This is a genomic window from Qipengyuania sp. S6317L1, assembly GCF_023015615.1.
Classification (GTDB): Bacteria; Pseudomonadota; Alphaproteobacteria; order Sphingomonadales; family Sphingomonadaceae; genus Erythrobacter.
On record NZ_JALKAJ010000003.1, the window covers coordinates 168,972 to 187,721 of the forward strand.

16 protein-coding genes are annotated in these 18,750 nt (G+C 60.0%); 10 read left to right on the forward strand and 6 right to left on the reverse strand.

Annotated features, from left to right (window positions below; all coding sequences use genetic code 11):
* Positions 1-87 precede the first annotated feature (87 nt).
* From dnaE to MWU38_RS08500, 4 genes are all read left to right on the forward strand, one after another.
* Positions 88-3,603 (forward strand): DNA polymerase III subunit alpha, encoded by a 3,516-nt coding sequence (gene dnaE / locus MWU38_RS08485; protein ID WP_247271566.1) that lies wholly within the window; start codon positions 88-90, stop codon positions 3,601-3,603.
* A gap of 88 nt (positions 3,604-3,691) precedes the next feature.
* Complete coding sequence (locus MWU38_RS08490; protein ID WP_247271418.1) at positions 3,692-5,302, forward strand: long-chain fatty acid--CoA ligase; 1,611 nt, start codon at positions 3,692-3,694, stop codon at positions 5,300-5,302.
* Between the two features lie 5 nt (positions 5,303-5,307).
* Complete coding sequence (locus MWU38_RS08495; protein WP_247271419.1) at positions 5,308-5,769, forward strand: DUF411 domain-containing protein; 462 nt, start codon at positions 5,308-5,310, stop codon at positions 5,767-5,769.
* Positions 5,770-5,795: 26 nt separating this feature from the next.
* The gene (locus tag MWU38_RS08500) at positions 5,796-6,236 is read left to right on the forward strand and encodes a DUF1330 domain-containing protein (protein ID WP_247271420.1); all 441 of its coding nucleotides are present in this window, start codon (positions 5,796-5,798) and stop codon (positions 6,234-6,236) included.
* Between the two features lie 49 nt (positions 6,237-6,285).
* Here MWU38_RS08500 and MWU38_RS08505 read toward each other — a convergent pair whose 3' ends face one another.
* From MWU38_RS08505 to MWU38_RS08530, 6 genes are all read right to left on the reverse strand, one after another.
* A complete protein-coding gene (locus tag MWU38_RS08505; protein ID WP_247271421.1) occupies positions 6,286-6,432 on the reverse strand; it encodes a hypothetical protein in 147 nt (48 codons plus the stop codon).
* Between the two features lie 144 nt (positions 6,433-6,576).
* Positions 6,577-7,686, reverse strand: coding sequence for a PA0069 family radical SAM protein (locus MWU38_RS08510; RefSeq protein ID WP_247271422.1), 1,110 nt, complete (start codon positions 7,684-7,686; stop codon positions 6,577-6,579).
* 46 nt (positions 7,687-7,732) lie between these two features.
* The gene (locus tag MWU38_RS08515; protein WP_247271423.1) at positions 7,733-9,724 is read right to left on the reverse strand and encodes a tetratricopeptide repeat protein; all 1,992 of its coding nucleotides are present in this window, start codon (positions 9,722-9,724) and stop codon (positions 7,733-7,735) included.
* A gap of 25 nt (positions 9,725-9,749) precedes the next feature.
* The gene (gene moaB / locus MWU38_RS08520; protein ID WP_247271424.1) at positions 9,750-10,280 is read right to left on the reverse strand and encodes a molybdenum cofactor biosynthesis protein B; all 531 of its coding nucleotides are present in this window, start codon (positions 10,278-10,280) and stop codon (positions 9,750-9,752) included.
* A 14-nt stretch (positions 10,281-10,294) separates the two neighbouring features.
* A complete protein-coding gene (locus tag MWU38_RS08525; RefSeq protein WP_247271425.1) occupies positions 10,295-12,052 on the reverse strand; it encodes a lytic transglycosylase domain-containing protein in 1,758 nt (585 codons plus the stop codon).
* 26 nt (positions 12,053-12,078) lie between these two features.
* The gene (locus tag MWU38_RS08530) at positions 12,079-12,888 is read right to left on the reverse strand and encodes a uracil-DNA glycosylase family protein (RefSeq protein WP_247271426.1); all 810 of its coding nucleotides are present in this window, start codon (positions 12,886-12,888) and stop codon (positions 12,079-12,081) included.
* Between the two features lie 106 nt (positions 12,889-12,994).
* Here MWU38_RS08530 and MWU38_RS08535 point away from each other — a divergent pair, with 106 nt between their 5' ends.
* The 6 genes from MWU38_RS08535 to MWU38_RS08560 are packed head-to-tail and all read left to right on the forward strand — an operon-like array spanning position 12,995 to position 18,748.
* A complete protein-coding gene (locus tag MWU38_RS08535; protein ID WP_247271427.1) occupies positions 12,995-14,641 on the forward strand; it encodes an electron transfer flavoprotein-ubiquinone oxidoreductase in 1,647 nt (548 codons plus the stop codon).
* Positions 14,642-14,695: 54 nt separating this feature from the next.
* Positions 14,696-15,100 (forward strand): DUF559 domain-containing protein, encoded by a 405-nt coding sequence (locus tag MWU38_RS08540; protein ID WP_247271428.1) that lies wholly within the window; start codon positions 14,696-14,698, stop codon positions 15,098-15,100.
* Complete coding sequence (locus MWU38_RS08545) at positions 15,101-15,937, forward strand: 4-(cytidine 5'-diphospho)-2-C-methyl-D-erythritol kinase (protein WP_247271429.1); 837 nt, start codon at positions 15,101-15,103, stop codon at positions 15,935-15,937.
* On the forward strand, positions 15,934-16,656 hold the full coding sequence (locus MWU38_RS08550; RefSeq protein WP_247271430.1) for an N-formylglutamate amidohydrolase: 723 nt from the start codon (positions 15,934-15,936) through the stop codon (positions 16,654-16,656). The genes MWU38_RS08545 and MWU38_RS08550 overlap by 4 nt, the downstream gene beginning before the upstream one ends.
* Positions 16,657-16,698: 42 nt before the next feature.
* Positions 16,699-18,414 (forward strand): dihydroxy-acid dehydratase, encoded by a 1,716-nt coding sequence (ilvD, locus tag MWU38_RS08555; protein WP_247271431.1) that lies wholly within the window; start codon positions 16,699-16,701, stop codon positions 18,412-18,414.
* The gene (locus MWU38_RS08560; protein ID WP_247271432.1) at positions 18,395-18,748 is read left to right on the forward strand and encodes a hypothetical protein; all 354 of its coding nucleotides are present in this window, start codon (positions 18,395-18,397) and stop codon (positions 18,746-18,748) included. The genes ilvD and MWU38_RS08560 overlap by 20 nt, the downstream gene beginning before the upstream one ends.
* The last annotated feature ends 2 nt before the right edge of the window (positions 18,749-18,750 follow it).

The window sequence follows — 18,750 nt, forward strand, 5'->3', positions numbered from 1 at the left end:
ATTCTCGCTGCGGCGGGGGTGACATTTGTGTCATTTCCTGTGGAAGTCGCCCTTGGCGCAGGCGTAGCAAGAGCGCATATTGCGCCCATGCTCTACGCTCCATTCGTCCCTTTGCGCGTCTTTTCGTCCTATTCGATGCTCGAAGGGGCAATCGATCCCAAAGCGATCGCAAAACTTGCCAAGGAACGTGATTTTCCCGCGATCGCGATATGCGACCGCAACGGGCTTTATGGCGCGGTCATGTTCGCCAATGCCTGTAAAGCCGAAGGCGTGCAGCCGATTATCGGCACGCTTCTGGGCGTTGCGCGCGAAGGGTCGGAGGGCAAACTTGTCGATTACCTTCCGCTTCTGGCGAAGGATGAGGCGGGCTATGATAATTTGTGCCACCTCGTCTCCGCCGCGCACCTCGACCGACCGCTTGAACTTGAACCTCACGTCGAGATGTCCGAGCTTGAAGGGCATTCAGACGGGCTGATCGCGCTAACGGGCGCGGGCGAGGGGGCTTTGACGCGCCTTCTGGCAGAAGGTCAGGCAGATGCAGCGCGCGCCTTGGTCGAAAAGCTGGAGATGCTTTTCCCGAACCGCCTCTACATCGAACTGGCCCGGCACGGCGATCCGGTGTGCGAACGCGCGGAAGAGCCGCTGATTGACATGGCTTACGCCCGCAACCTGCCTCTGGTCGCGACAAACCCTGCCAATTTCGCAGAGCCGCATATGCACAAGGCGCATGATGCCATGTTGTGCATCGCCAATTCGACCTATGTCGAGAACGAGGACCGCCCGCGCACCAATGAGCAAGCCTACGTCAAGTCGGCGCATACGATGCGCGACCTGTTCATTGATGTGCCCGAGGCAATTTCCAACACGCTCGTTGTGGCGCAGCGGTGTGCCTATGCGCCGCCTTACCGCAAACCGATCCTGCCAAGCCTTGCCGGCGATCTTGAGGGTGAGGCGAAGATGCTCGCCGAGCAATCGAAGGCAGGCCTCGAGGAACGGCTTTCGACTTATGAGAACCTCTCCGATGAGGATCGCAAGGCCTATTTTGACCGGCTCGATTACGAGATCGGCATCATCGTCAACATGGGTTTTCCCGGCTACTTCCTGATCGTTGCCGACTTTATCCAATGGGCCAAGGACAACGGCATTCCGGTGGGGCCGGGACGTGGCTCTGGTGCGGGTTCGATTGTGGCCTGGGCGCTGACGATTACGGACCTTGACCCTATCCAGCTGGGCCTACTGTTCGAGCGTTTCCTGAACCCCGAACGTGTGTCCATGCCCGACTTCGATATCGACTTTTGCGAGACGCGGCGCGGCGAGGTTATCCGCTATGTGCAGCAAAAATACGGGCAAGACCACGTCGCGCAGATCATCACCTTTGGTAAGATGAAAGCGCGCGCGGTGCTGCGCGATTGCGGGCGGATCCTGCAGATGAGCTATGGTCAGGTTGATCGCCTCTGCAAGATGGTACCCAACCATCCGACCGACCCGTGGACACTGCCGCGAGCATTGAATGGCGCGGCGGATTTCAAGAATGAATATGACAACGACAATGAGGTAAAACGCCTCGTCGACCTGGCGCTGCAACTGGAAGGGCAGCCGCGCAATTCCTCGACCCACGCCGCCGGCGTTGTGATCGGCGACCGCCCGCTGGCGAAACTCGTGCCGCTTTACCGCGATCCGCGTTCGGATATGCCTGTGACGCAATACGACATGAAGAATGTCGAAAGCTCGGGGCTCGTCAAATTCGACTTCTTGGGGCTCAAAACTCTCAGCGTGCTGCGCAAGGCGGTGGACCTTCTCGCAGAGCGCGGGATCGAGATTGATCTGGGCGCGCTGCCGCTGGATGACACGGGCGTTTATGACTTGATGCAGTCGGGTAACACGGTCGGCGTGTTCCAGCTGGAATCGGAAGGCATGCGGCGCACGCTGAAAGCGGTGAAGCCGTCCAACTTCGGCGATATTATCGCGCTCGTCTCGCTTTATCGTCCAGGTCCAATGGACAACATCCCGCTGTTCGGACAGCGTAAAGCGGGCGAGGTGGCGATCGAATATCCGCACCCCAAGCTGGAGGGCATCCTTGAGGAGACCTACGGCATCTTCGTTTATCAGGAACAGGTGATGCAGGCAGCGCAGATCCTCGCCGGATATTCGCTCGGCGATGCCGACCTCCTGCGCCGCGCGATGGGTAAGAAGGTGCAGGCCGAAATGGACGCACAGCGCCAGCGCTTTGTCGATGGGTGCAAAGAAGTTTCTGATATTGAAGCAAAACAAGCCAATGAACTGTTCGACTTGATCGACAAGTTCGCAGGCTATGGCTTCAACAAATCACACGCGGCGGCCTATGCTCTCCTCGCCTTCCAGACCGCTTGGATGAAAGCGCATTATCCGGAAGAATTCTACGCGGCCTCCATGTGCTTTGATATGCACCAGTCGGAAAAACTTTCCGTATTTGTCGACGATGCGCGCCGCTATCCGGTGCAACGCGAAGGGGGCGCCGATGCGAGAGTAACCGGCGTCGAAGTTCTCGCGCCGGATGTGAACTTTTCCAAGGCCAAATTCACCACCGAACAGACCGATCACGGCTATGCTGTGCGATACGCGCTCGCCGGTATTCGCAATGTCGGTGAAAAGGCGATGGAAGCCATCGTCGCCGAGCGTGAGGCAAACGGGAAATACGAAAGCCTCAAGGACTTTTTCGAGCGCATTCCCCAAGGCTCGATGAACCGCAGACAGCTGGAAGGGCTTATCTGTGCTGGCGCTCTGGACGGGCTCCACCCCAATCGCGGCGAACTCTTCGCCAATGCCGACTTGCTTCTAGCGACAGCAGAAGCGGCTGCACGCGAAAGGTCCAGCGGGCAGGGCGGACTTTTCGGCGGCGACAATGCGCCGCAGGAAGGCATCCGCCTGCAAGCTGCGGAAAGCTGGCCGCGCATCGAACAGATGGCAAAGGAGCGCGAAAACTTCGGCTTCTATTTCTCCGCCCACCCGGTGCAGCAATTCCGCGAGGCAGCCTCGGCCCACGGTGCGCGCACCTATCAAAGCCTGATGGAAGGTGGCGCGCCTGCGGGTGGCCGTTCAACCGCCATGATCGCGGCGATGGTCGAAGGTGCGAGCAAGGGGCGCACAAAACGCGGCGCTGAATTTATCCGCGCCGATTTCTCCGATGCCTCTGGCCAATTCTCAAGCGCGTGTTTCGAAGAAAGCCTCGTCGACAAATTCCCCGAATGGGCGGCCAATGGCGAATGTGTCCTTTTGACCGTAGAGCTCGATAGCCCCAATCCGGGCGAGCCACCGCGCCTCACCGTTCGCGGCGCAAGGCCTCTGGCGGCGGTCTCCGGTTCAATCGCAATGATCCTTCGCGCCGATGTGACAAGCATTGATGCTATCACGCAGCTGCAACTGGAACTTGCAACAGCCGACGGGGCGCAAGGTGAGGTGCTTTTGAAACTGTTGCTTGGAGAGGGCGAAGAGGCGCACGTTCGCCTTGGTACCAATTACGCGCTCAATGGCGATCTGGCCGAGAGGTTGACGGGAGTGGAGGGCCTCTCCAACGTGACGCTCACCCCTGCAAAAGGCCGGGCAAACCTGAAGCTGGTGGCTTAAAGGTTTTCGATCAAAATCTACAATTGCAAAGCAGGGCGTCCCGCGCCATTCTCCCCTTCAAAGAGAGATTTTGAGGAGAGACAATCACATGCGCACCCAGACCCTTGGCGAAATGCAATCGCAGGCTTTGCGGATCAACGGCGTTATCGATCACGCAGCGCGCGAATCCGGCAACCGCGAGATCGTCAGCCGCTGGGCCGATGGCAGCATCACCCGCACCAATTGGGCCGGAATTCGCGAGGATGCGCTCAAAATGGCGCAGGCGCTGGAGGCTCTGGGCCTGAAACCCGGGGAGCGCGTGGCCAGCATGGCGATGAACCATTCGCGCCACCTTGTCAGCTGGTATGGCGTTGCGGGCATGGGCGGGGTGCTGCACACGGTGAACCCGCGCCTGTTTGATGACCAACTCGAATACATTGTCTCTCATGCCGAAGACAAAGTGATGATTTACGATGCCGCGTTCCAGCCCATCATCGACAAGATGAAGGACCGTTGGACGAGCGTAGAGCATTATATTTGCTACGATTCTGGTGAGCACACGCAAAGCTTTGAAGACTGGATCGGCGCGCAGGACGGCGATTATGAATGGTTCATCGGCGATGAGCGCGACCCCTGCATGATTTGTTACACCAGCGGGACCACCGGTAACCCGAAGGGCGTGCAATACGAGCACCGCTCAACCATGCTTCACGCGATTGCCGGGATGCAGCCGGCGGCGTTCAATTTTTCAAGCTCCAGCGTAATGCTCCCCGTTGTTCCCATGTTCCACGCAGCGTCTTGGGGGCTTCCCTATGCAGGCGCGATGGCGGGGGTGAAGTTCGTCTTTTCCGCGGTCAACGATCCCGCCGTTTTGCACCAGCTGATGCTCGACGAAGGCGTGACTGACAGCGCCGGTGTGCCGACCGTATGGCTCGCGCACTTCCAGTATTGCGACAAGGAAGGCATCGACCTGCCACCCCTCAAAGCCGCCACCATCGGCGGCTCAGCCGCGCCGCGCTTTATGGTTGAGCGGCTCATGAAAAACGGCACCCGCGTCCAGCACGCCTGGGGCATGACTGAAACCTCGCCCATCGGGACCGTTGGCGGGCCGACGTCGGATTGGGATAATCTCACCTTTGAGGAAAAGGTCACCAAGACCTGTATGCAGGGTCGCCCGATCTACGGGGTGCAACTGCGCACGGTGGACCTTGACGACATGGCCACCGAACTGCCGCGCGATGGCAAGACTTCCGGCGCGCTGCAAATTCGCGGGCCCTGGATCATCAAGCGTTACTTCAAGGCAGAGCAGGATGCGGCCAATGAAGAGGGCTGGTTCGATACCGGCGACGTTGGCATCATCCACCCCGACGGCACGCTGCAGCTGACCGACCGCACCAAGGATGTGATCAAGTCGGGTGGTGAATGGATCAGCTCGGTCGAATTGGAGAACGCAGCCGTTGGTCATCCGGGCGTTGCCGAAGCAGCGTGTGTTGGCATGTTCCACCCCAAATGGGACGAGCGTCCTGTGCTGTTCGTTGTGCGCAAGGAAGGCTCTGATGTAACGAGCGGCGAGATCATCGAACATCTGAAACCGCTGATCGCCAAATGGTGGCTGCCCGATGCGGTCGAATTTGTCGACGATATCCCGCACACCGCCACCGGCAAGATCAGCAAGAAGGACCTTCGCGACAGGTTCGCTGACTACAAGTTGGAGGCGTAAAACCCATGCCCTGGACCAATTCTCGCCTCGCCGCTTTGGTTGCACCCTTCGCGCTTCTTGCGTGCACATCTTCCGCGGCTGCGAGCGTCATTGACGTTGCCAAGACGCCTTGGTGTGGATGCTGCGCTGTGTGGGTTGAGCGTATGAAAGCGGCGGGCTTCACGATGGAGGTTCGCAACGTCGAAGACCTTAACCCAATTGCCGATGCCGCCGGAGTGCCGCGAAATCTGCGCGGGTGTCACACCGCCATGATTGAAGGCTATGTCATCGAAGGGCACGTGCCTGCCGAAGACATCAAGCGCCTGCTTGCTGAGCGCCCCGATGCCGTCGGGCTGAGCGTGCCGGGAATGCCGATGGGCTCGCCCGGCATGGAGCAGGGCGCGCGCGTTGACCGCTATCAGGTGGTTCTCATCATGCGCGATGGCCGCCACCGCGTTTGGTCAAGCCACGGACCTTCTGCCTCCTGAAGAGGGGCGCGTCACAGGAGCATATCATGGCCAAAGCCTATATCGATCCATCACCTGCCAACTTCCAGGCGTTCAAGGACCTGCCGCGTGATGAGCCGATCCATATGCTCAACCTGCTGCGTTACCGTGATCTGGCCGAATATCCTGAAGGGCATGAGCACCACGGCAATGGCTGGACCGGGCGGCGGGCCTATGAGGAATATGGCAAGACCAGCGGCCCGATCTTTGCAGAGGTGGGCGGCACGGTCGTTTGGCGCGGCAGCTTTCAGACCATGGTGACCGGACCGGAGCCCGATGAGAAGGTGTGGCACGACGGTTTTGTCGCGCAATATCCCGATGCGGGCGCGTTCTTTTCGATGATCAAAAACCCCAACTATCAACTCGCCGTGGTCAACAGGACCGCCGCGCTTGTGGACAGCCGCCTGATGCGGTTCAAGCCGGGAGAAACCGGCGGAGGATTTGCCTGAAGCTCATCTAATCCCTGCGCCGTTCGCGCCAGGGGAAAGACATACCCGTTCAGGAGTCCCGCCGCTCGTGCTTGCGGCGTTCCGGGCCGGTGTAGGGCGTTGAGCTTTGCCTGCGATCGGTGCCACGCCTGTCGGTATCGCCCTGATCGCGTCGATCGGCCTTCTCGCCGTTCTGCTCTGGTTTGATATCAGTCATGAATTGCTCCCCCAATTTCAATCATACTCACCCGATTACGATGAAAACACCTTGCACTACGTAAATAGTGAAATGAAAACTCACGTTTCCGATAGCGCAGGTAACACAAGTTGCGCCCGCTACCTTGTAAAAACACGTATGTGTTTACAATAGTCGCAATTGGCCGCCGACTTCGGGTGCTCGAAATTGCTCGCAATCAAGCTCGAATTTCGGCGCCGACTTTCCATGTCCAACACCATTTCGTTTGCAGGCGATCCGGAAACGTGCGCGGAACATGTCTGCCCAAACGCCTGTTGGTTTGAAGCGGCTGAAGAAATTGGGATCATTGTCTTTCCCCCCGCGCATTTCGCGCACGATCCGCATCACTTTGCTTGCACGGTCAGGGTAATGAACGGCGAGCCACTCGCGAAACAGCGGGGCGACTTCATGGGGAAGGCGCAAGGGTATCCAATTGGCGCTTTTGACGCCCGCTTGTGCCGCGGCCTCGATGATGTCTTCCATGAATTCATCCGTAATCGCCGGGATGATGGGGGAGACCGAGCAATGGACCGGCACGCCAATCCGGGCGAGCTTTCCAAGGGCCGCAATCCGTTTGGCAGGGGTAGCGCAGCGCGGCTCCAGCTTGGCTGAAAGGACAGGGTCGAGCGAGGTCACCGAAATCGCCACTGCAACCAGGTTGCGCGCCGCCATTTCCTCAAGCAGATCGGCATCGCGCAGCACCCGGTCGGATTTGGTCGTGATTGTCACCGGATGGCGCGCGTCGAGACAGGCCTCCAATATCCCACGGGTGATTTCATACCGTTTTTCAATCGGTTGATAGGGATCGGTGTTGGTGCCAAGCGCAATGGGCGCTGGCTTATATCCGCGTCTGGCCAGCGTCTTTCGCAAGAGCTCTGGTGCATCGGGCTTTGCAAAAAGCTGCGTTTCAAAGTCGAGACCGGGTGACAGATCGTGATAGGCGTGGGTGGGGCGCGCAAAGCAATAGACACAGCCATGCTCGCACCCGCGATAGGCGTTGACCGAACGGTCGAACGGCACATCGGGCGAGGCGTTAAACGAAAGGATCGTCTTGGGCCGCTCTTCCGTCACATGGGTGCGCAATTTCACCGGCGGCGCATCGTCCGCGCCAAGGCTCGCGACATAGTCGCGCCAATCGCCATCGGTTTCGCGTGTGGCAAGGCCAAAGCGGGTGGGGACATTGGCAGAAGGTGCGCCGCGTCCTTTAACAGAATCGGGGTGTTCGGGTGTTCCCATAATGAGAACATATGTAGAACAATTGCGGCGACTGCGTCCAGTGTTCTCAGCTTCGCTCCCGCACCGAAATATCGGCTGCGGGCTGACATTCGAGAAACCGCTTATAGGCGGCGTCATACCCATCTTCGAGGTGGCGGGTGTAGCGCGCCGTATCGAACATCGGGCCCCTCATGCGCTGGGTCGAAAGCTTTTTGCGCAGCGCCCCGGCCTTCGCCATATCGCCTGCAATTTCGACGACCAGAGCCTCGTATTCGTCCCAAGAATGGGTGATACACTCCTGTAAATCCACCGATTTTATCACGCTGGCGGCAACGCGGGCCGACATTTGCTCACCCATTCTGGTGACAACCGGAAGCCCTGCGTAAAGCGCATCGTTACAGGTGGTGTGCGCGCCGTAGGGGCCGCTGTCGATGAAGAGGTCCGCGTGCGCATGACGCTCCAGATGCTGGGCATGGGGAAGGCGCGGGGCAAAGATCAGGCGTGCAGGATCAACCCCTGCATTGGCTGCGGCTTTGCGCAGGTTCTCATGCGCTTCCTCGTTTGAGCCGAGCAGCCACAGCACGCTGTTCGTGACCCGGTGCATAATCCGCATCCAGACCGCAAAGACTTGGCGGCGCAGTTTGTAGAGATTGTTGAAACAGCACAGCACCACGGCCTCCTCCGGCAGCGCGTGCTCGCCCCGCGTGGTGCGCGCCGCGCCGATGGTCAGCGTGTTGTTGCCCGGTTGATAGCAATCGGGAAGCCAGATGATATTGTCATCATAATACGCGCGGTGATCGTCAGGGATGACCGTATTGTCCGCGATCATATAGTCGATGAAGGGCAGCGAGGTGCCCGAGCAATAGCCAAGAAAGCTGATCTGAACCGGCGCAATGCGATGCGCGAGCCGGTCGATCCGCGTGCCTTGCGTGTATCCTTGCCGCTCGATAGCGATGTCGATCTCAAGGCCCGTCAAAAGCTCCAAAACCTCGCCCTCGGGTTTGCCATGGACATCGTGAAAATGGTCCACTGCACCGGCCGCTTTATCGCGCCATGTATCGCTGCGCGTGCGGCCATAGCTGACCGCGTGCACATCAAAGCGGGAGCGATCGTGTTCTTCCAGCATTCCCGACATCAGGCGCATACCGGGGTGATCGTGAAAATCGGCGCTCAGATACGCGATCCGCAGCCGCTGCGGGCGCGATTTTGGCCGGGCAAAGGTGCGCGGGACCACGCTCAGCGACCCATAGCGCGTCTTTGCCCAGTTGCGCGCTCGGGAAAGCTGGTTTTCAGGATTGTCTTCCAGATGAAGCATGACAAAAGGCGGAACCGCCGCGCCTTCGACGCCCAATTTCGGGATTGCGGCCTCAAACTCAGCCATCGCGTCCCAGTCGCAAACGTGGCTGAGTTCATGGATCAACATGGCTTTGGCGAGCGCGTTGGCGGGATCGCTCGCCAGGGCCTTGCGAAACGCGTCGGCCGCCGATTGATGCCCGCCGCGCGCGCTTTCAAGCGTGCCTTGATTGTAGAGCGCTTCGGCAAAATCGGGTTTGAGTTCGATTGCGCGGGAATAGGCCGCGTGCGCTTCGCCAGAGCGGCCAAGCTGTTCCAACACGGTGCCAAGGTTGTTGTGGGCTTCTGGCGAATGGGGCTGAAGTTCGCTTGCACGCGTCAGATGCTCAAGCGCCACCTCGACCTGCCCTGTTTTTTGAGCGAGGCGGGCGAGATTGATTTGCGCGGCGGTGGATTGAGGGGCGCGGCTGATGGCTCTGCGATAGGCCGCCATCGCCTCGCTGTTGTGCCCCTCCTGCTCAAGCGCCATGCCAAGGTTATAAGGTCCGCTGGGAAGTTCCGGGGCCAGCGCCTCAAGCTTGCGAAAGCTTGCGATTGCGTCGGCCAATCGCCCCAGTTGCAAAGCGGCAGCGCCTCGCAAATTCCACGCATCGAGCGCATCAGGGCAAGATCGCGTCAGGGCGTCGGCGCGGGCGAAACAGGCAGCAAAATCACCCTTGCGAAACAGCGCGACAAGCGCGTCCTTGTCCGCCGGTGTCAGCTGCACATTATCGCCCCCCCCTTGTGTGCTGCTATTTTTCGGTCAAGCGCGGCATGAGTTCGACAAAATTACACGGGCGATTGCGGCTGTCGAGCTGTTCGGCAAGGATGCCGTCCCAGCCATCCTTGACCGCTCCATTCGAGCCGGGGAGGGCAAACAAATATGTGCCGCGTGCGACAATGGCGCAGGCGCGTGATTGGACGGTGCTGGTTCCGATGGACTTGTAGGAGAGCCAGCGGAAAAGCTCGCCAAAGCCGGGAATGTCGCGTGCGCCCTCGATCTTCGAGAACGCTTCGGGCGTCACATCGCGGCCCGTCAAACCCGTGCCGCCGGTGGAGACAATCGCGTCGATTTGTGCATCGTCGATCCACGCATTGAATTGCGCGGCGAGGGCATCTGCATCATCCATGACGATGGTTCGCGCGGCCAGATTATGGCCGGCATCGGTCACGCGCGCTGCGAGAATATCGCCCGAGGTATCGGTTTGCGGCGTTCGGGTATCAGACACTGTCAGAACGGCGATATTGATCGGGTTGAAGGGCCTGCTCTCGTCAATCGCCACTGTGGTTTGTCCTGCTACTGCTGATAATCGATACGTGCAGAGCGGGTTCTAGCTGGAAGCGGGAAGGTTGGCCATTGCCCTTGTGCGAGAGCGCGGCGGCTCGGGCTGGGGACACCTGCGGCGCGTTCATACATCCAGTAATTGCGCATCACGATGGCAACATAGCCGCGCGTTTCCCAATAGGGGATCGATTCCATCCAGAGCAGCGGATCGCCCTGATCGTTGATCTCATAGTTCCAGCGGTCAACGGGTGTGAGGCCAGCGTTATACGCGGCCATGATTTTCGGCAGAAGTCCCCCTGTCGCACCCGAATCGCGCAGCATCTCAAGATGTTGCTGACCGTAGGCGAGGTTAACCTCCGGGTCGTTCAGATCGGCATAGCTCGCGCCGAGGTTCAAGCGGCGGTTATGATCGCGCGCGGTGCCGGGCATGATCTGCATCAGGCCGCGGGCATTGGCTGGTGACACCGCACGGGCGCGGAAATTGCTCTCCTGCAATGCGTGGGCAAAGGCGAGCGCCGGGTCCACCCGCCAGCCTGTGCGCGGCTGCCAATGCGCAACGGGAAAGCGCAACGAGGGATCGGCGCGCATACCTCGCGGCGCATAATTCGCCATGAACAGCTGCGTCGACGGAAGACCGAGTTCGCGCGCCAGCTTTGCCAGCGCAGGATAATTGTCGGCCCACCCGATGCGCGCTTCGTGGCGCAGCACTTCGTCTGCGAGCCCGTGCCTGCCGATCTCTACCAGCGCGGTGGCGACTTGCACATTGGGGCGCTGCGAGATCGCGTTCCAGTCGTCGCTGGAAAGCGGTTGTGCAGGAGCAGAAGAGGGAACTTCGATGCCCAGCTGATCGACCGCAAGCAGGCCATAAAGCGTTTCGTCATAGCGCGCGGCGTTTTGCAGGTGCACTTGTGCCGCCTGCGGATCGCGGCAGCGGATAAGCGAGCGGTGCGCCCAGTAGTGGGCAGCCGACGTGAGCTCAAGATTGGTCGAACGATCAGCAGCGCGCGCAAAGCTGTCGGCGGCTTCCTGACAATATCCCAGGCGCCACGCGGCAAGTCCTGCCACCCATTCGCCCTCTGCGACCCATGCCCCTGACCCTTCCGAAACAACGCGGGCAAGGGCCAGAGCGTTCTGGTCATCGTTTTCGATGTAGAAGCTCCACGCAACACGCTGCCGCCATTCGGCGCGCGCCTCGGAGCTCAAAAACGGGTCCACCTCCTGCAAGGTCGCATATGCGCTCAATGGATCGTCATTGCGGATCGCATCAAGGATCGCGCTGCGGCTGTCAGCTGGCAGGGTACCATCGTCGATCGAGCGCGGCCGCATGCGCTTGGTGATATCGGGTTGGCGCGCCAGGTCATTCGTGCGCGGGAAATCGGGCAGCCATTCAAGGCCACGCTTTACCCCAAGGCGCCCGAGCTGTTCGGATTGGGGCAGGTGCACCCCATCGCGAAACCATTCGGACACCTGCTCGGCTGAAACCCGGGGGCTGGCGGCGTGGGTGTAGAATTCGGCGGCCGCGACCTGGTGCAGGACGCTATCGCTGCGCTCGTTCAGCAGCTGCGTGACGACATCCCAGTTTTGCGCATCAATGGCCGCGAACAGGCGGGTGTAGTGCTGACGCTCTCCCGCGCTCAGCTGCGATGGAACAGCCGCGCTTTGCGCAACGCCGCGATCATAGTGCGCGACAAGACTGCCGTCCTGCGCAGACGCAGACGGGGCAAGGGCAACAGCAGGTATCAAGGCAAGTGCGGCAAGAGTTCTGCGCATTGATTTAAGCGTCTTCAAATTCAAGTTTATCCCTGCGCCGACCATTCGATCCATCTCCGCCAGAAACGTGCTTTCAAACGGGGCATTGCCATCATCGCATCGAGCCCCTCGGTCACGAACAATGGCAGTGATGGCGTTGTTTGGTTGATTTCGCGTAAAAGCGAGAGGTCTTTCGTTAATCCGTGGCCCAAAAGCGGCGGGATGCCTGCGCCAAAGGCAAGGACGCGTCGCGGAGAAACAAGGTTAACGTGAAGTCTTGTGACCTCGTCCATTCCCGCCGCCGCAATCGTATCGGTATCGGCCATTGGCGTATGACGCGGCAGGGCCGATGCGAAATACACTTTTTCCTCAGACAATCCCATCGCCGCAATGATTCGCGAGAGAAGCTTTCCCTGCGGTCCACTCAACAGCGTTTCGCGGTCCGATTGTTCAGGATCGATCACCAGAACCATGAGTTCCGCATTTTCGGAGCCGCGCGGTGCAACCCGCCCGCGCGGGCCGATGGCGTCGAGGCCGGGCGCTGTGAGCCACCATTCCTGAAACTGGCCAAGGGTTTGCGGGGGATTCGCACCAAGCAGATCCACCCGCTCGACCGCTTTGGGTTCAGGTTCCCCCTGAGTTGATCCGCCTTGCGCGTCAATCTTTCGGCCAGCCGCATCGCCCGCGTTCTGCGCCGCCTGACCCGATTTTGCAGGGCCGGCCTTGCCGTTCGCCCCGTCAACTTCACCAAGCCAATCCGTAGCGTCATCGACAAAGTCGCAGTCCACGCCCGCCAGCCGCCACCAATCCAGCGCGGCCTTCAATTCGTAACTCAATGTGGGGTCGACAGTGGTCATAGTGTTCAATGCCCCCCTTGACTGTGAGACTTACGCTTAGCAAGTGCACTCACGCACATAATATGCGAGAAAGCTCGCGAAACGACAGATTGGGATAGAAAAGCCGATGAGCGAACGCGAATCAATGCCATGCGACGTAGTGATTGTGGGTGGCGGGGTTGCCGGCCTCTCCGCAGCGATCCGGTTGAAGCAACTGAATGAAGAACTCGAAGTCGTAGTCCTTGAAAAAGGGTCGGAAATCGGCGCGCACATCCTGTCAGGCGCGGTTGTCGATCCCAAAGCTCTCGATGAACTTTTCCCCGACTGGCGCGATATGGATTGCCCGATGGCCGAAACGCCGGTGACCGATAACTGGCACTGGTCGCTGTCGAAGACGGGCAAGACCTCTTTGCCTCATTTCATCATGCCGCCATTGATGAGCAACAAGGGCTGCTACACCGGCTCGCTCGGCAATATGACCCGCTGGCTTGGCGAACAGGCCGAAGCGCTTGGCGTGATGGTCTTCCCCGGCTTCCCTGCCTCGGGCGTCCTCTATGACGACAATGGCGCGGTGAAAGGCGTGGCGACGCAGGATATGGGCATTGCCGAGGACGGCACGAAGAAGCCCGATTATCAGCCCGGCATGGATATCGAGGCGAAATACACCCTCTTTGCAGAGGGCGCGCGCGGGCACCTGACCAAATCGATCAAGGCGAAATTCGACCTTGAAGCCAATTGCGAGCCGCAGGTTTACGGCCTCGGCATCAAGGAATTGTGGGACATTGATCCTGCGAAACACGTACCCGGCCGTGTGATCCACACGCAAGGCTGGCCGCTGTCGGAAAGCGGCACATGGGGCGGCGGTTTCTTCTACCACCAGGCGAACAATCAGGTCGCGATCGGCTTTGTCACCGCGCTTGATTACGCAAACCCGTGGGTTTCGCCCTATCAGGAATTCCAGCGCTGGAAGCAGCACCCCGAAATCCGCGAAATCCTCGAAGGGGGCACCCGCGTTGCCTACGGCGCGCGTGCGATTAACGAGGGCGGCTGGCAGTCCGTGCCAAAGCTCGCGTTCCCGGGCGGTGCTCTTATCGGCTGCGCGGCGGGCTTCGTAAACGTGCCGCGCATCAAGGGCTCTCACACCGCGATGAAGAGCGCCATGCTGTGCGCTGAATCGATTGTGGCGGAGATTGAAACCCACGAAAGCCAGCCTGAGCTGCAAGGTTACGAGCCTGCGGTTCGTTCAAGCTGGATCGCGGACGAGCTCAAACTGGTTCAGAACGCAGAGCCCGCTGTTGCCAAATATGGCGAAGACATCGGTACGATCCTTGCGGGCGCCGATATGTGGATGCGCACGCTCAAAATCGGTCTGCCGATCAGCATGAAGCACCACCCCGACTACACCATGACGGGCCGCGCCGATCTTTATCCCAAGATCGACTATCCCAAGCCCGACGGCGTAATCAGCTTCGACCGCCTGACCAATGTGGCATACAGCTTCACCAACCACGCAGAGGACCAGCCGGTTCACTTGCAAGTGGGTGATCTCGACCTGCAAAAGACGAGCGAGCACGACGTGTTCGGCGGCCCATCGGCGCGCTATTGCCCGGCGGGCGTGTACGAGTGGATCGAGGAGGAGGGCAAAGAGCCCAAGTTCCAGATCAACTCGCAAAACTGCGTCCACTGCAAGACCTGCGACATCAAGGACCCCAATCAGAACATCAACTGGGTAACCCCAGAAGGGATGGGTGGACCTAATTATCCGAATATGTGAGTTAATCCTCCCCGGACCGGGGAGGGGGACCACGAAGTGGTGGAGGGGCCTCACATGATCACCGGACCGCGCCACACCGTAAAACTTGCCCGAAAACTCCGCGGGGAAATGACCGTGCCCGAGGTGAATCTGTGGACCGAGCTTCGTAAGCGACCCGCTGGCTACAAATTCCGACGACAGCATCCGGCAGGACGGTTCGTGCTGGACTTTTACTGTGCGGCGGTTCGTTTGGCGGTCGAGGTCGACGGACAGGCGCATGATGCGCGCGCTGCCATGGACAGGCAGCGTTCGGCTTGGCTTCGTGCGCAAGGCATCGCCACCACGCGTATTCCGGCACGCACAATAATTGAGGATATTGAAGCGGTGGTTACGAGGCTCGTTCAGATTTGTGACCATCGCGCTGGGTCGCCCCTCCACCATCCTGCGGATGGTCCCCCTCCCCGGATTGGGGAGGATTAGATGCAGGAAACTGCGTTCGCCAAGATCAACCTTGCGCTCCACGTCCGCGCACGGCGCGAGGATGGCTATCATGAGCTTGAAACGTTGTTCGCCTTCGTTGACGCGGGTGACACGCTGAGCGCACAAACAGCCGAGCAGGACCAAGTCACCACAATCGGCGAATTTGCAGGCGGGATCGACGATCCCTTCGACAATCTCGTGGCCAAGGCGCTGTCCGTACTCCCGCGTCCACATGGGTCTGGGCAGGGCCTCAACATCACCCTTGAAAAGAACCTCCCCGTCGCAGCGGGGTTGGGGGGAGGCTCGGCTGACGCGGGTGCGGTCTTCCGGCTGGTGGAGCGCCTCCACGGCCTCCCCGATGACTGGCAAGAACGCGCTGCAAAACTTGGCGCTGATGTGCCGTCCTGCGTGCGGAGCGAAACCGCTATCGGGCGCGGCACAGGCACCGAGTTGGAGCCGCTTGAGGACGACCTCAAAGGCACGCCCGTTTTGCTCGTGAACCCGCGCGAGCCGCTTGCCACCGGTCCGGTTTTCAAGGCGTGGGACGGGAAGGATCGCGGCGGTCTGCCCTCTGACGACGATGGCAAAATTTCCAACGCTCGCAATATTGCGCTTCATGGGCGCAATGATCTTACCCAAGGCGCGATCTCGTTGAGACCCTCCATTCGGGAGGTACTTTATCAACTAAACCTCGACGAGGCATGGCTTTCGCGTATGTCGGGATCAGGAGCGACGTGCTTTGCGTTGTATGAGCACGAAGGTGCCCGCGACGAGGCGCTTGCAAGGCTTCAAAAGGAGCGTCCCGACTGGTGGACGCTTAGCGGGAAACTGAGATGATCGACGGACTGCCGTACAAGCACATTGGCGCTGTAAAGCCGGGCGGTAGCGTCTGCGTATGCGACCACGCGTCGAACTTTGTGCCCGAAGATGTGCCGCTTGGCATTCCGGCAAGCCTCCTCGATACGCATATCGCGGTCGATATCGGCACAGCCGGAGTGGTTGGCCGAATGGCGCGCCGACACGGCATCCCTGCACATATGGCGCAGGTCAGTCGCCTCGTGATCGACCTCCACCGCGAAGAAGATCACCCCCATGTCGTCCCCACGGAAAGCGACGGGCATCTCATTCCCGGCAACATCGGCGCGGACGCAGAGGCGCGGCTCGATACCTATCACCGACCCTATCACGACGCGCTGGCCAAATGGCTCGATGCGGCGCGGCCGGAACTGATCATCTCGCTCCACAGCTTTACGCCAAAGCTTGAAAGCGGCGGAGAGCAGCGCCCCTGGCAAGTGGGCCTGCTCTACAATGAAGACGACCGCGCGGCGCGCCATGCAATCCGGCTGTTCGGGGAAGAGGGGCTGAATGTGGGCGACAACGAGCCTTACTCAGGCAAGCAATTGAACGCGACCATGAACCGTCACGCCGAAGCCCACGGCCGTCCCTATTGCGCGATTGAGATCCGCAACGACCTGATTTCGAACAGAGCAGATCAGTCGCGCTGGGCAGCAATGGTGGCCGATGTGTGCGGAAGGGTTGCGCTCGCGCTCGACTGAAGGCAGGGGACGTTACTCAAAGCAACCCTCAAGAGTAACATCATGTCGTTCGACAAATCCAAACTGCCAAGCCGTCACGTTTCCGTTGGTCCAGAGCGCGCACCGCACCGCTCCTATTACTATGCGATGGGAATGACCGAGGAAGAGATCGCGCAGCCTTTCGTGGCCGTGGCGAGCGCGGGCAACGATAGCGCGCCATGCAACACCACTCTGAACGCGCAGGCTGACATTTGCCGCGAGGGTGTGATCGAAAATGGCGGAACCCCGCGCCGGTTCAACACGATCACCGTGACCGATGGCATCGCCATGGGCCACCAGGGCATGAAAAGCTCTCTTATCAGCCGCGAGATTATCGCAGACAGCGTAGAGGTTTCGGTGCGCGGGCATTGTTATGATGCGCTGGTGGGCTTTGCGGGATGCGACAAGAGCTTGCCCGGCATGATGATGTCGATGCTGCGGCTCAATGTGCCGTCGATCTTCGTCTACGGCGGGTCGATTTTGCCAGGAACATATAAGGGCGAGGATGTGACCGTCGTCGATGTGTTCGAAAAAGTGGGGCAACACGCCGCCGGCAATTGTCCGCTGCAAGAACTCATCGCGCTTGAGAAAGTCGCGTGTCCGGGCCACGGCGCTTGCGGCGGCCAATTCACCGCCAACACCATGGCGTGCGTTGGCGAGGCTATCGGATTGTCTCTGCCAAACAGCAATATGGCGCCTGCACCTTTCCGGTCACGCGAAGAGATCGCGCGTGCCGCTGGCTCTCAGGTGATGGAGCTTTTGAAGCTGAACCTGCGCCCCCGCGATATCTGCACCAAGGCTGCGTTCGAGAACGCTGCGCGCGTTGTTGCAGCCACTGGCGGTTCGACAAACGCCGCGCTTCACCTGCCTGCAATGGCTAGCGAGGCGGGGATTGAATTCGACCTTTTCGATGTTGCCGAAATCTTCAAATCAACGCCCTACATCGCCGATTTGAAGCCCGGCGGCAAATATGTCGCGAAAGACATGCACGAAGCAGGCGGCATCTACATGGGGATGAAGACGCTGCTGGATGGCGGCTTCCTCGACCCCAATCCGATGACGGTCACCGGTAAAACCTTGGGCGAGAATATCGAAGAGATAACCTGGAACCCCGATCAGAAAGTGTTCTACGACGTGGCAAAGCCGATCACTCCGACAGGCGGTGTTGTCGGGCTGAAAGGCTCGCTCGCGCCCGATGGAGCGATTGTGAAAGTCGCAGGCATGGAACGCCTGAAATTCACCGGCACCGCGCGCGTGTTTGACTGCGAAGAAGACGCCTTTGCCGCTGTTGAGAAGCGCGACATTGCCGAAGGCAGCGTCATCATCATCCGCTACGAAGGGCCCAAGGGCGGCCCCGGCATGCGCGAAATGCTCTCCACCACCGCTGCGCTTTACGGGCAGGGGATGGGCGAGAAGGTGGCGCTTATCACCGATGGCCGCTTCTCCGGCGCGACCCGCGGGTTCTGCATCGGACATGTTGGCCCGGAAGCGGCTGATGGCGGCCCGATCGCTCTGGTCGAAGATGGCGACACGATCTCAATCGACGCAGAGGCCGGAACAATCGACCTTGAGGTTGACGAGGACGTGCTCGCCGAACGGCGCAAAGCGTGGCAACCGCGCATGAATGACTACCAATCAGGGGCGCTTTGGCGCTATGCTCAAAATGTGGGTCCAGCACGCGAGGGCGCTCTAACCCACCCGGGAGCAAAGGCGGAGACCCATGTATTTGCGGACATTTAGCGCCAGTCTCGCAGCATTTGCGATCACCGCTTGCAGCGTGGCCGAAACGCCTGAGCCAGAGGGCGAGACAATCGAATGCGCAATCGGCGCTGGCGCCGGGTTTGCCGATGTGTGCACGCTCGAATGGGCGAACGGCGTGGAAGGCGGCGAGTTTCTGATCCACCATCCCGAGGGCGGCTTTCGAAGGTTTGCGGTCAATGAAGACGCAAGCGGCGTGACCGCGCTCGACGGCGCCGAAGTGGCAGTGATGGGCGCGGCTACTGACGGGCAATGGCAGTTTTCGGTATCTGGCGATCAATATCGTATGGCCATCCCCGCGCCATCGGGTGCCTAAGG

Bases quoted from the DNA above. Each gene is read 5' to 3' on its own strand.
- dnaE (WP_247271566.1), top strand. From the start codon at position 88: ATGCTCTACGCTCCATTCGTCCCTTTGCGCGTCTTTTCGTCCTATTCG.
- MWU38_RS08490 (WP_247271418.1), top strand. From the start codon at position 3,692: ATGCGCACCCAGACCCTTGGCGAAATGCAATCGCAGGCTTTGCGGATC.
- MWU38_RS08495 (WP_247271419.1), top strand. From the start codon at position 5,308: ATGCCCTGGACCAATTCTCGCCTCGCCGCTTTGGTTGCACCCTTCGCG.
- MWU38_RS08500 (WP_247271420.1), top strand. From the start codon at position 5,796: ATGGCCAAAGCCTATATCGATCCATCACCTGCCAACTTCCAGGCGTTC.
- MWU38_RS08505 (WP_247271421.1), bottom strand. From the start codon at position 6,432: ATGACTGATATCAAACCAGAGCAGAACGGCGAGAAGGCCGATCGACGC.
- MWU38_RS08510 (WP_247271422.1), bottom strand. From the start codon at position 7,686: ATGGGAACACCCGAACACCCCGATTCTGTTAAAGGACGCGGCGCACCT.
- MWU38_RS08525 (WP_247271425.1), bottom strand. From the start codon at position 12,052: ATGCGCAGAACTCTTGCCGCACTTGCCTTGATACCTGCTGTTGCCCTT.
- MWU38_RS08530 (WP_247271426.1), bottom strand. From the start codon at position 12,888: ATGACCACTGTCGACCCCACATTGAGTTACGAATTGAAGGCCGCGCTG.
- MWU38_RS08535 (WP_247271427.1), top strand. From the start codon at position 12,995: ATGAGCGAACGCGAATCAATGCCATGCGACGTAGTGATTGTGGGTGGC.
- MWU38_RS08540 (WP_247271428.1), top strand. From the start codon at position 14,696: ATGATCACCGGACCGCGCCACACCGTAAAACTTGCCCGAAAACTCCGC.
- MWU38_RS08545 (WP_247271429.1), top strand. From the start codon at position 15,101: ATGCAGGAAACTGCGTTCGCCAAGATCAACCTTGCGCTCCACGTCCGC.
- MWU38_RS08550 (WP_247271430.1), top strand. From the start codon at position 15,934: ATGATCGACGGACTGCCGTACAAGCACATTGGCGCTGTAAAGCCGGGC.
- ilvD (WP_247271431.1), top strand. From the start codon at position 16,699: ATGTCGTTCGACAAATCCAAACTGCCAAGCCGTCACGTTTCCGTTGGT.
- MWU38_RS08560 (WP_247271432.1), top strand. From the start codon at position 18,395: ATGTATTTGCGGACATTTAGCGCCAGTCTCGCAGCATTTGCGATCACC.